The sequence below is a fragment of the Jatrophihabitans sp. genome, assembly GCF_051960575.1.
GTDB lineage: Bacteria > Actinomycetota > Actinomycetes > Mycobacteriales > Jatrophihabitantaceae > JBQCEE01.
The window spans coordinates 1-12,294 of record NZ_JBQCEE010000335.1; the positions used below are offsets into that span (position 1 = coordinate 1).

Annotated in this window: 11 protein-coding genes; 6 read left to right on the top strand and 5 right to left on the bottom strand. The window is 73.2% G+C overall.

What is annotated here, in order from left to right:
• Positions 1 to 205: 205 nt before the first annotated feature.
• From ACTHMS_RS18745 to ACTHMS_RS18755, 3 genes are all read left to right on the top strand, one after another.
• Positions 206 to 1,207 (top strand): SGNH/GDSL hydrolase family protein, encoded by a 1,002-nt coding sequence (locus tag ACTHMS_RS18745; protein ID WP_440308181.1) that lies wholly within the window; start codon positions 206 to 208, stop codon positions 1,205 to 1,207.
• Positions 1,204 to 2,880, top strand: a complete 1,677-nt coding sequence (locus ACTHMS_RS18750; protein WP_440308182.1) for a DEAD/DEAH box helicase — start codon at positions 1,204 to 1,206, stop codon at positions 2,878 to 2,880. Before ACTHMS_RS18745 ends, ACTHMS_RS18750 begins: the two co-directional genes overlap by 4 nt.
• Positions 2,881 to 2,990: 110 nt before the next feature.
• Complete coding sequence (locus ACTHMS_RS18755) at positions 2,991 to 5,135, top strand: IPT/TIG domain-containing protein (RefSeq protein WP_440308183.1); 2,145 nt, start codon at positions 2,991 to 2,993, stop codon at positions 5,133 to 5,135.
• On the opposite strand, the gene ACTHMS_RS18760 is transcribed toward ACTHMS_RS18755, so the two are convergent.
• From ACTHMS_RS18760 to ACTHMS_RS18775, 4 genes are read right to left on the bottom strand one after another with little or no spacing between them, the layout of a single operon-like run.
• Complete coding sequence (locus ACTHMS_RS18760; RefSeq protein WP_440308184.1) at positions 5,125 to 5,733, bottom strand: class I SAM-dependent methyltransferase; 609 nt, start codon at positions 5,731 to 5,733, stop codon at positions 5,125 to 5,127. The genes ACTHMS_RS18755 and ACTHMS_RS18760 overlap by 11 nt on opposite strands.
• Positions 5,734 to 5,753: 20 nt before the next feature.
• A complete protein-coding gene (locus ACTHMS_RS18765) occupies positions 5,754 to 6,563 on the bottom strand; it encodes a formate/nitrite transporter family protein (RefSeq protein WP_440308185.1) in 810 nt (269 codons plus the stop codon).
• Between the two features lie 53 nt (positions 6,564 to 6,616).
• Positions 6,617 to 8,776, bottom strand: a complete 2,160-nt coding sequence (locus ACTHMS_RS18770; protein WP_440308186.1) for an acyltransferase family protein — start codon at positions 8,774 to 8,776, stop codon at positions 6,617 to 6,619.
• Positions 8,777 to 8,791: 15 nt separating this feature from the next.
• Complete coding sequence (locus ACTHMS_RS18775) at positions 8,792 to 9,832, bottom strand: glycoside hydrolase family 43 protein (RefSeq protein WP_440308187.1); 1,041 nt, start codon at positions 9,830 to 9,832, stop codon at positions 8,792 to 8,794.
• Between the two features lie 280 nt (positions 9,833 to 10,112).
• Between ACTHMS_RS18775 and ACTHMS_RS18780 the strand changes: the two genes are divergently transcribed.
• Positions 10,113 to 10,649 (top strand): M15 family metallopeptidase, encoded by a 537-nt coding sequence (locus ACTHMS_RS18780; protein WP_440308188.1) that lies wholly within the window; start codon positions 10,113 to 10,115, stop codon positions 10,647 to 10,649.
• Between the two features lie 28 nt (positions 10,650 to 10,677).
• Here the strand turns inward: ACTHMS_RS18780 and ACTHMS_RS18785 are convergent, their stop codons facing one another.
• On the bottom strand, positions 10,678 to 11,082 hold the full coding sequence (locus ACTHMS_RS18785; protein ID WP_440308189.1) for an MmcQ/YjbR family DNA-binding protein: 405 nt from the start codon (positions 11,080 to 11,082) through the stop codon (positions 10,678 to 10,680).
• 79 nt (positions 11,083 to 11,161) lie between these two features.
• Here ACTHMS_RS18785 and ACTHMS_RS18790 point away from each other — a divergent pair, with 79 nt between their 5' ends.
• On the top strand, positions 11,162 to 11,731 hold the full coding sequence (locus ACTHMS_RS18790) for a dienelactone hydrolase family protein (protein ID WP_440308190.1): 570 nt from the start codon (positions 11,162 to 11,164) through the stop codon (positions 11,729 to 11,731).
• A 5-nt stretch (positions 11,732 to 11,736) separates the two neighbouring features.
• The coding region (locus tag ACTHMS_RS18795; protein WP_440308191.1) for a serine hydrolase domain-containing protein at positions 11,737 to 12,294 on the top strand (558 nt) is incomplete at its 3' end.

Here is a 12,294-nt window from a genome sequence, read left to right on the forward strand (position 1 = left end):
TGACCACCCACTGCAACTGCGCGGGGGTGGCCTCAGTCGCTCGGCCGATCGACGGCAGCGCGACGTTCGTGATGCTCACGTCGAGCAGCGTCATGAACAGCGCGCTGCAGCAGGTCAGCAGGGCGAACCAGCGACGCGGATCCGGTTCGTCCCCCGCGTCCGCCACTCGTCCACTGTAGGCAGCGCCGACGACTAGGCTGACGCGGTGATTGCATCGGTCGCGCGACGGACGCGCGCACTCGTCCTCGTCCCCGCCGCGGCGGCCGTGCTCGCCGCCTGCAGTTCGTCCGGTGGCGCGTCGACCCCCTCGAGCGGCGCGACCGGCACGTCGTCCGCGACGACCGCGCCGGCCTCGACCGCCCCGGCGTCGTCGTCCGCGCCGTCGTCCGCGGCCACGTCCGGCGCCGCGGCCGGCGGGCAGCTCTACGTGTCGATCGGCGACTCGTACGCCGCGGGCTACCAGCCGACCGGGCAGGGCCAGGGCCGCACCACCACGAACGGATTCGCCTACCAGGTCGTCAGCAAGGCCAAGGCGAAGGGCCACGACTACACGCTGGTCAACTTCGGCTGCGCGGGCGCGACGACCGGCTCGGTGCTCACGTCGCCCGGCTGCAAGCCGAACCTCCTCGGCCCGGGCGCGCCGTCGTACACCCAGCCCCAGGCCGCTGCGGCGGAGGCCTACATCAAGGCCCATCGCGCGCAGGTCGGGCTGATCACCGTCTCGCTCGGCGGCAACGACATCACATCGTGCGCGCTCGCCAAGGACGCCACGGGCTGCGTGATCTCGGCGCTCGGCACCGTGAAGACCAACCTCGCGACGCTGCTGCAGGGCCTGCGCACGGCGGCGGGACCGTCGGTGCGCATCGTCGGCATCACCTATCCCGACGTCTTCCTCGGCGACCTGATCAACGGCAGTGCGGCGGCCAAGCAGCTCGCGCAGCTGTCGGTGACGGCGTTCAAGTCGCTCATCAACCCGGCGCTGCAGGCGGCCTACAGCGCCGCCGGCGCGCGGTTCGCCGATGTCACCACGGCGACCGGCGCGTACGAACCGCTCACCGACACGACCACGCTCGCGCCGTACGGGAAGATCCCGGTGCCCGTCGCCAAGGTGTGCTCGCTCACCTACTACTGCGAGTTCCACGACATCCACCCGCGCACGAACGGGTACGCGATCATCGCCGACCTCGTCGTCGGGCAGCTCGGATGAGCGAGCCGCAGGCCGTCACCTTCGCCGACCTCGACCTGTCCGCCGAGCTGGTCCAGGCGCTCGACGAGCTCGGCTACGAGGAGCCGACGCCCATCCAGCGCGAGGCGATCCCGGCCGTGCTGAGCGGCCGCGACGTCGTCGGCCAGGCGGCCACCGGCACCGGCAAGACGGCGGCGTTCACGCTGCCGCTGCTGCAGCGCATCATCCCGGGCGGCGAGGCACCGCAGGCGCTCGTGCTCGTGCCGACGCGCGAACTGGCGATCCAGGTCGCCGAGGCGACGCAGCGCTACGGCCGCAAGCTCGGCACGCGCGTGCTCGCGGTCTACGGCGGCCAGCCGATCGGGCGCCAGATCCGCGCGCTCGAGGCGGGCGTCGACGTCGTCGTCGCCACGCCGGGCCGGGCCATCGACCACCTCACCCGCAAGACCGTGTCGTTCGACGACCTGCGCGTGGTGGTGCTCGACGAGGCCGACGAGATGCTCGACATGGGCTTCGCCGAGGACGTCGAGGCGATCCTCGGCGCCGTGCCCGACGGCCGGCAGACGGTGCTCTTCTCGGCGACCCTGCCGGCGCGCATCGACCGCCTGGTGTCACAGCACCTGCACGACCCGGTGCGCATCAGGATCGCCCGCGAGCGCACGCCGGCCGAGACCGCGCGGGTGCGCCAGGTCGCGTACATCGTGGCGCGGCAGCACAAGGCGTCCGCGCTCGGCCGCATCCTCGACATCGAGTCGCCGACGGCCGCGGTGGTCTTCTGCCGCACGCGCGAGGAGGTCGACACGCTGAGCCAGACCCTCGGCGCGCGCGGCTACCGCGCCGAGGCGCTGCACGGCGGCATGACCCAGGACCAGCGCGACCGCGTGATGGCCCGCGTGCGCAACCGCACCGCCGAACTGCTCATCGCCACCGACGTCGCGGCCCGCGGTCTCGACATCGACCACCTCACGCACGTCGTGAACTTCGACGTCCCGACCGACACCGACGCCTACGTGCACCGCATCGGACGCGTGGGTCGGGCCGGGCGCGAGGGCGTGGCCGTCACGCTGGTCGAGCCGCGGCAGCACCGCCTGCTGAAGTCGATCGAGAAGGCCACGAAGCTCAAGATCGCCGTCGAGTCGCTGCCCACCGTCGCCGACCTGCGCGCACGGCGGCTCGAGCTCACCCGCGGGGCGCTCGAGGCCGCGCTCGCCGAGGACGACTGGGAGCAGTACCGCGTCGTCGTCGAGGCGCTGACGAGCGACCACGACCTCATGGAGATCGCGCTCGCGGCGGTGAAGCTCGCCCACGAGGCCAGCGGCATCGACGACGACGAGACCGAGATCCCGACGGCGCCGGCGGCGCGTGAGACGCGTCCCGACCGGGACGGGCGCGATGGCGGCGGCGGTGACCGGCCACGGCAGCCGCGCGCGGCGCAGGGCGAGACGTCGGTGATCTTCATCAGCCTCGGCCACGCCGCGAAGGTGCGCCCGCAGGACCTCGTCGGCGCGATCACCGGCGAGACCACCCTCTCGGGCCGGCAGATCGGCGCCATCGAGATCACGCACAAGTTCTCGACCGTCGAGATCCCGAAGGGCAGCGAGCGCGAGGTCATCGCCGGCCTGTCGAAGACGCTGATCAAGGGACGCAAGGCGCGCGTCGAGCGGTACAAGCCACCCCGCCGCGACAAGCCCTGACCGCACCGTCCGGGACGACGCGCCTTCCCCCAGCGTGGGCGCGGCGGGCCCAAGGTCCCGGGCCGGCGGCCGTTGGTTGAGTGCGCGGCGGGCGGGGCCGATGGGAGGACGTGACGACCCTCCGCCGGCGCCCGCTGTCCGCTGCCCTCACGACCGTGCTCGCGACCGCCGCAGCCCTCGCGGCCGCGCCTGCGGCCGAGGCCGCCGCGGCGCCGGGCGTCACGACGGTCAAGGTCAACGTCGGCCCGCTCGCGGGCGGCACCCGCATCACCGTCGTGGGCTCCGGCTTCGTGCACGTGCGGGCCGTGCTGTTCGGCACCACGGCCGGCACGCGCGTGCAGGTGCTCTCGTCGACCCGGCTGACCGTCACGGCGCCGCGGCACGGCGCCGGTGTCGTCGACGTGCACGTGCGCACGAGCGCCGGCACCTCGCGGTCGACGGTGCGCGACCGGTATACCTACCTGCCGGCGCCGACGGTCACCGCGCTGGCTCCCGCGGCCGGCGGGGTGGGCGGCGGCGAGCACGTCGTCGTGAGCGGCACCAACTTCAGCCACGTCGCCTCGGTCAGCTTCGGCACGGTGCGCGCCGCGTCGTTCTCGGTCGCGTCGACCGGCCGGCTCGTCGCCGTCGCCCCTGCCTCACAGGCCGTGAGGACCGTCGACGTCAGGGTGACGACCGCCGGCGGCACCTCGGCGCTCGGCGCCCACGACCGCTACACCTACCGTCCCCGCCCGACGATCACGGCCGTGACCCCGGCGCAGGGTCCGCTCACCGGCGGCAACCGCGTGGTCATCGACGGCCACGACTTCACCGCGATCACCCAGGTGCTGATGAACGGGCACGCGGCCTCCGCCGTCACCGCCGTCTCGCCCACGCGCGTGATCGTGACGGCACCGGCGGGTGTGGGCACCGGTGATGTCCGGGTCGTCGGTGTCTACGGCACGTCGCCCCTCACGACCGCCGACCACTACGCCGTCGTCGCCCGCCCGACGGCCCCCACGCGCGCGAGCGTGGTCGCCCCCGCCCCGGTGCCGGACGCCGGCCCCGCGCACGTGCTCGACACCGGCTGCACCGACACGACCTGCTACGCCGTCGGCTCCACCGCCGACGGCCAACCCCTCGTCGAGACGCTCGGTGACAGCGGCTGGACGCCGGCTGTCCTCGCGCTGCCCGCCGGCGCGACCGGCGGTGACCTCGCCGCGATCTGGTGCGGTAGCTCGACCTGCGCGGCGGTCGGGTCCGCCGACGGCACCGACACTCCCCTCGTCGAGACCCTCGCCGACGGCACCTGGACGCAGGTCGACGGAGTCCTGCCGCCGGCGGCGACCTCCGGCAGCTACGACCGCATCGCCTGCGCCGGCGACGCGAGCACCTGCGTCGCGACCGGCACCAGCTCGAACGGCGTGCTGCTGGCGGCGTCGGTCGGTGGCACCTGGCAGGCGCAGGACGCGCCCATGCCCGGCCTCGGCCAGCTCGCCGACCTGACGCGGGTCGACGTCGCGTGCGCCGCGGCCGGCCACTGCGTCTTCGTCGGCAACTGGGCCCCGACCAGCGGTTCCGCGCGCCCGCTCGTCGAGACCTGGAGCGGCACGACCTGGACGCCGTCGGTGGTGCAGCCGCCCGTGGTGAACGCCGCCACCGTCGGCGGGTCGGGCACCGCCGCCGCCATCGCGTGCCCGGCCGCCGGCTGCATGATCGCGGGCAGCTGGACGCCCGATCAGTCGCCCGCCTCGCGTCCGATGGTCGCCTCCGAGGCGAACGGTCTCTGGACGTCCACGCTCACCCCCATGCCTGCCGACGCCGACCAGACCGTCGACGCGGCGCTCACCACGATCGCGTGCAGCGCCGGCACCTGCACGGCGAGCGGCACCTACCAGGCCCCGCCGTCCAACGAGGTCGACCCGAGCTATCCCGACGGCTTCGTCGAGACCCTGCACGGCGGCATGTGGTTCGTGGGCGCGATGGCGAAGGGCAGCGCCGACATCTACCGCGTCACCGCGGACACGGTCTGCACGGACGCGACGCACTGCGTCTCGGTCGGGACCGACACGCCGCTCGGCAGCGACAGTGGCGTCGCCACCGGTGCGATCGCCGTCACCGGCCCCGGCGGCGCCACCCAGGCGGTCGCACCGCTGCCCGGCGACGCGTCCGACCTCTCGCTGTTCCACGTCGCGTGCAGCACGTCGGCCACCTGCGTCGCGGTCGGCCGGCTGTCGACGCCGCAGCAGTGGCTGCTGACGACGATCAGGCTGTGATCGCGGCGCGGCGGTGCACCGACACGGCGTAGCCGCCGTCGTCGAACGCCGCTTCGTCCCACGTGGCGAACCGCTCGACCAGGTCGAGCCCCGCGCCGGTGCACCACGCGTCGTACTCGTCCAGGCCGAACGGGGCGGCGGGCAGCGGCAGGTGCGCCGCGTCGAGCCCGAAGCCGGCGATCAACAGCCCACCCGGACGCAGCGACGCGGCCAGGTTCGTGACGACGGCCGCCTCGGTGCCCCGATCGACCAGCGGCACGACGTTGCCCGCAGCTACGACGACGTCGAACGGCTCGTCGGCCCGCCACGCGGCCAGGTCGGCCTCGACCCATCGCTGCGACGGGGCCCGTCGCCGCGCCTCGGCCAGCATGTCGGCGTCCGCGTCGACGCCCACGCACTCGAAGCCGAGCCCGACCAGGCGGATCGCCACCCGTCCCGTGCCGCAGCCGGCGTCGAGCACCCGCCCACCGGCGGGCGCCCGCCGGGCGCAGAAGCTCGCCTCGCCGTGCACGTCGTGCCCCGCCGCGGCGAGGCGGTCGAAGCGGGCGCCGTACTCGGCGCCCCGGTCGTCACCGGCGATGTCGGCCCAGCTGGTCATGCCTCCATCCAACCGTGCCGTCAGTGCGCGTCGTCGCGCTCCTCGGCCAGCCGGTGCGTCACCCGCAGCGCCCGGATGCCGGTGACGAGCGTCAGGCCGCCGACCATGTTGCCGAGCGACGACCAGCCCAGGGCGGCCAGCCAGTCCCACCAGCTGTACGGCGCGGCGTTCGTGCAGAGGCCGGCGAACATGAAGATCGAGTCGAGCACCGAGTGGAACAGCTGCCCGCCGACCAGCACGAACGGCATCACCACCGCGGGCACCAGCTTGACCAGCAGATCGTCGGACGCGTGCTGCATGCGCGTGAGCAGGGTGATCACCACACCGGCCAGCACGGCCAGCCAGAACGACCGCCACGAGACACCGAGCCGCGCGTAGTGCGTGCCGGTGCTGATCGCGACCTCGTGCAGGTCGGGCAGCGCCGCCATGGTGATCGCCGCCATCACCAGCCCGCCGGCGAGGTTGGTCGCGAGGCTCACCACCCACAGGCGCAGCAGTTGCGTCCAGTGGCCCGGACGCGCCACGGCGGCGATGACCGGCACCAGGAAGTTCTCGGTGAACAGCTCGCTGCGTGCCAGCAGGAGCGCGATGAACCCGATCGAGAAGGCGAGCGCGGCCACCAGCTTGTCGCCCGTCGCGCGCTCGACGGTGAGGGCGGCGAGCACACCGACGCCGACGTCGACCCCGCCGAGGAAGCCGGTGGCGAGCAGCGACGGCCACGGCCGCGCCAGCCGGTCGCTGCCCTCGCCGACGAGGCGGTCGAACGCCTCCTCGATCTCCGGCTCCTCGCGCCCGGGGTCCGGACGCGAGTTGCGCAGCGCACTGGTCACGGGTGCGACCTACCCCTGCGCGGGGGCCGCGCAACCGACCCGGCGCGTGACGGTCACCGCGCGGTGAAGACCCCTGCCCGCGCGAAGGCCTCGTCGATCACCGGCCAGATGGTGCGCACGAAGGCGCGCGACGGGTGGGTGTCGTCGATCATCGTCGGCACCGTGCCGACGAACGCCGGGCACGCGTCGTTGGCGTTGCAGAACCAGTACCGGCTGTCGATCACGACCGTGTGCGGCGCGGTGCGGACCAGCCGCTGGTCCTCCGCGACGGCCTGCTGCCAGAGGCGCGGCACCGTGCGCACGCAGGCGACCGGGTTGCCGTCCGGCTGGTAGCAGGTCTGCGGCTGTCCACCGCCGGGCGCGGTCTCGAGCACGACGGTGAGCCGGACGCTGTCGCGGAACCGCGCGAGTTCGGCGAAGGTGGCCGCCTCCTGCTGCGGCACGCTCACCGTCGTCCCGTCGGGGCGCTGCTGCGGCTCGTGGTCGTTGGTCACCACGACGACGTCGGGCCGCGTGCGGCGGATGTCGGCGATCACGTCGGCCTTGTGCTGCTCGCAGTGCGCCTGCACGACGGCCTGGTGCTGCAGCCACGAACCCTGCGCGAACTCGCACCCGCCGGCCGCGGCGAGCCGGAGCCGCCACCCCGGGTGATGGGCGACGAGGTCCTCGAGGCCGGCGGCGTAGGCCTTGGCGGTCGAGTCGCCGATGACGTAGAGGACGTGCGGCGCATTGGCCGGTCCGAGGGTACACTGCGCGGCCGGGAGCAGTTCGATGTTCCCGCACCGGTCGACGAAGTCGTCGTACCGATGCGCGAACTGGTCGTCGATGGTGGTGCGCAGCGCCGGCCACGAGGTGGCCTTCAGCGCCGCGTCGATCTCCTGCTGCAGGTGCGCCGCGGCCGGCGGCAACTGCTGCACCGCGGACGTGCGCCCGGGCGCCGGGGACGGCGTCGCGTTGATCGCCTGGTAGCGACGAGCGAGCGCCGCCTGCTCACCGGGCCACAGCGCGACGACCGCCACGGCGCCGACGACACCGACGGCCCCGATCGCCTTCCGCGGCAGCCGTTCGCGCACCTGCAGCACCTGACCGACCCGCCGTCGCGCCGCGCGCTCGCGACCACGCGGCCGCAGCCAGCCCGAGTCGAGCACCGGCCGCTCGACCAGCTCGTACAACGCGACGGCCGCGCCGAGCGTCGCGAGCAGCGCGGCGGCGTCGAGCCAGCCGCCGGACGGCAGGTGCGTGCCCAGCACGATGATGATCGGGTAGTGCACGAGGTACACCGAGTACGAGATGTCGCCGACGAACACCGCCACCCGGTTCGTCAGCACCGGGTTCCACACCGGTCCGATCCCCGCCGCCAGCACCAGCGCGGCACCGACGCAGGGCAGCACCGCGCCGGGCATCGGGAAGGCGTGGTCGCCCGAGGTGACGAACAGCGAGACGCCGATCAGCACGAGCCCGGTCCACCCCAGCAGGTCGGCGAGCCAGGCCGGCGGACGCAGCACGGGCGCCACGCACGCCAGCGCCGCACCGAGCCCCAGCTCCCACGCACGGGTGAAGGTCGAGAAGTAGGCCGACGTCGGGTCGGCCACGCTGAGATGCGAGGCCCAGAGCACCGAGGCGGCGCTGATCACCACCGCTGCCGACGCCGCCGCGGCGCGGCGATGCGTCGGCGCGACCCGGCGCGCGACGCGGTCGAGCACGAGCAGCACCAGCGGCCAGGCCAGGTAGAACTGCTCCTCGACCGACAGCGACCAGTAGTGCTGCAACGGTGACGGCGCGGCGTAGGCGGCGAAGTAGTCGGTGCCGACCTGGATCTCGTGCCAGTTCGCCCAGAACACCGCCGCCCAGCCGCCGTCGTGCAGCGTGGCCTCGTACCGCGTGGGCTGGAACTGCCATCGCGCGACGAGCACCGTCACGACGATGACGAGCAGGGCGGCGGGCAGCAGTCGACGCACCCGTCGGCGGTAGAAGTCGCCGATGAACGTCCGCACGCGCGCCGGACGATCGCCGGCGCCGAGATCCTTCAGCAGCAACCCGGTGATGAGGAAGCCGGAGATGACGAAGAAGACGTCGACGCCGACGAAGCCGCCCCTCGGGTGGCCGGTGAGGTGGTTCGCGACGACGGCGAGGACGGCCACGGCCCGCAGCCCCTGGATGTCCAGGCGCTTGCCCCGGTCACCGGATGCGCGAACCGGACGTGCCCTCACCACGGCCCTATTGGACCATCAGCCCCGGTTCAGCACATGCAGGTAGCCCCGGCTGTCCACCGAGAGCAGCGCGACGTGCATCCGCACCGGCTCCTCCGCGGAGCGGAAGGGCAGGTCCCACGCGGCGTAGGCGAGCCGGAAGCCGCCCTTGGGCGTGACGAACGGGTCGGCCCCGCCGGGGCCCGCGACCGAACCGCCCGTGGCCAGCAGCGGGCCCGGCGTGGTGGGACGGCGGCACGGGCCGAGCGGCCCGCTGCACAGCGCGTAGCCGGTCGCGTAGCTCGGGGTCGTGTACGCGTTGCCCGAGTAGAAGAGGTACCAGCGGCTGCCGTACTTGATCATCGCCGGGTTCTCGATCACCGTGCCCTCCCACGGACGCACGGTGTAGAGCAGCTTCGCCGGCCGCGAGCCCGCCGCGAAGGCGGTACCGGAGCTGTTCAGCCGACGTGACCAGATGATCGTCGGCTTCGAGCCGCGGACGCCCGCGTCCTTCCAGACGAGATACGGCGTGCCCGCGGAGTCCTTGACGAGCTGCGGGTCGATCGAGCCGTTCGGGTCGGGCGAGCAGACGATCGGGCCGGTGGTGTTGTCGACGAAGGGGCCGTCCGGGCGGCTCGACGTGGCGATCGAGATGCAGTGGCGACCGACGCGCTGGTAGCTGATGGCGTAGGTCAACACGTAGCGTCCGCCGATGTACTCGACGTCCGGGCCCCAGATCGAGGCGAAGTCACGGCCGTTGCGGTGGATGTAGTAGAGCGCCCACCTGGCCGGGTGCGGCATCGCGTCGTTGTAGCCGGCCCACCACCCCGGGTTGGCGTAGGACGGGTAGGCCGCACGGGTGACCCAGGTGCGCAGGTCGTTCGAGTGCAGCACCGGCAGGTTGTCGCCGCCGTAGGTGGTGCTGTACGCCCAGTAGGTCGAGCCGACCCGCAGCACCGACGGCCCGGCGAAGGTGCCGTGCCAGACGGTGTTCGCGGCGAACGCGGCGCCGGTGGAGGCCGAGGCGGCGGGCGCCGACGAGGTCAGGCCGGCGACCAGCGCGGCGGCCGCGGTGACCACGGTTACCAGCGCGACGCGGAGCGACCTGCGGGCGGTGCGGGTGCGGTGAACGGGGAACACGGGGGGACGGACTCCTCGAGCGGCCGTACGGTGGTACGAACCCTGATCGGCGGGCATGGTCAGGACCTGAGACCAGGGCCGGAAGTCCTTCGTCCCGAACCCTCTCAATTCCGGTCAAATGCACTTTACGTCGTGCTCACAGCGGGAGCCAGCAAGATCGATCACAGCCCAAAGGCCCGGCCTCCCCCGTGACCGACGGCCCGTGCGGTAGGCACGTGACGTGCAGCTGGCCGAGGCCCTCGCCGGATCGACCGCACCGCCCGACGAACTGGCCCGCCAGTGCCTCGTGCCGGTGCGCTTCGTCGACCTCACGGGTGTCGAGCGGGACGGCGAGCTGGTCGCCGACCGCGCGCTCACCGACGAGCTGGTCACGATCTTCGACCGCATGCTCGAGGCGGGCTTCCCGATCGCGCAGGTCGTGCCCATCAGCGCCTTCGACTGGGACGACGACGCGTCGATGGCGGCGAACAACACCAGCTGCTTCAACTGGCGGCGCATCGGCGGCAGCGACCGATGGTCGGTGCACAGCCAGGGTCGTGCGGTGGACATCAACCCGGCCTTCAATCCCTACGGCCCCGACCCGGCCACCAGCCTGCCGCCGGGGAGTCGGTACGACCTCGCGCGCCCGGGCACGATCGGCCCCGACGTGCACGACCGGGCGGGACGCGACGTGCTGCGCATCTTCGCCGAACACGGCTGGCGGTGGCTCGGCGACGACGCGATCGTCGATCGCCACCACTTCGAGAAGCCGCGCTGAGCTCCACATCCGTTGAGGGTGGGCGGCGTCAGCGCCGCCGGCGCTGGTCCTGCTTGTACTTGGAGACGACGGCCGCCGGCGCACATGTCGCCCACGCGTCCTCGAGCAGCTCCCGGACGATGGGGGTCGAGGCCTGGCGGAGGTGCACCAGCACGGCGTCGTAGCCGTCGAAGTGCGGGATGGTGAAGACACACGCGGGCCAGGTCGCCAGCGCCGCCTCCTTCTCGCCCGGGTCGGCCACCCGCACGGCGACGATCGCGCCGTCCGGCGGCGTCTCGTCGCCGAAGCGCCGGAGGTCGGCCTTGCTGAACGGCCGTTCCCAGGCGAAGACCCGCTCGTTCATGGCCCAGGTGCGGGTGCCACGTCGCTCGCCCTCGCGGGCGCCGGGCAGGGCCAGCGCGAGCCGGGCGACGCCATCGAGGGTGACGGGCATGGCCCCACCCTAGGGGGGTCGCAGCAGCACGGACGGTGCCGCGACCGCGTCCTTGATCGAACACGGTTGAATGGGGCGCATGGCCGAGGTGCTGCTGTTCCATCACGCCCAGGGGGTGACGCCGGGGATGCTCGGTCTCGCCGACCGACTGCGCGAGGCGGGGCACACCGTGCACACGCCCGACCTGTTCGACGGGCGCACCTTCGACTCGATCGAGTCGGGCATGGCCTACGCCGAGCAGCTGGGCTTCCCCGACGAGATCCTGGCCCGGGGTGCGCGCGCGACGGAGGCGCTGCCCGAGGGGATCTTTTACGTCGGCGTCTCGCTCGGCGTGCTGCCGGCCCAACGGTTGGCCCAGACGCGGGCGGGCGCCCGGGGTGCCGTGCTCGTGTCCGCCTGCGTCCCGACCGAGTTCTTCGGCGACTGGCCGGCCTCGGTGCCGGTGCAGATCCACGCCATGGACGCCGACCCCGTCTTCACCGGCGAGGGCGACCTCGAGGCGGCGCAGGCGATCGTCGCGTCCGCCCCCGAGGCCGAGCTGTTCCTCTATCCCGGCAGCGAGCACTCCTTCGCTGACGCGAGCCTGACGGGCTACGACGCGGGGGCGACGACGCTGCTGCTGCGCCGTGTGCTGGACTTCCTGGCGTGAGCACGATGAGCAGTGGTCGCGTCCTGGAGCAGTCTGCCGACCCCGGCGAGCTCGGCTTCGACCCGGCCCGGCTGGCCCGGACCGACGAGCACTTTGCCCGCTACGTCGACGACGGCCGTCTCGCCGGCTGGTCGCTCACGGTGGCCCGTCACGGCGAGGTCGCGCACGTGGCGCACCACGGGCAGCGCGACCTCGAGTCGGGCGCGCCGGTCGAGCCGGACACCGTCTTCCGCATCTACTCGATGACCAAGCCGATCACGTCGGTCGCCGCGATGATGCTCTACGAGCGGGGGCTGCTCGAGCTCACCGACCCGATCGCGCGCTGGCTGCCCGAGTTCGCCGACATGCGCGTCTTCGTCGGCGGTTCCGACCTCAAGGCGGCGACGGTGCCGGCCACCGAGCCGATCCGTGTGTGGCACCTGCTCACCCACACCGCCGGGCTCACCTACGGCTTCCATCGGGCGCACCCCGTCGACGCGATGTATCGCCGCGCCGGGTACGAGTGGGGCGCGCCTCCGGCGGCCGACCTGGCCGAAGCAGTGGACACGTTCGCAGGTATGCCG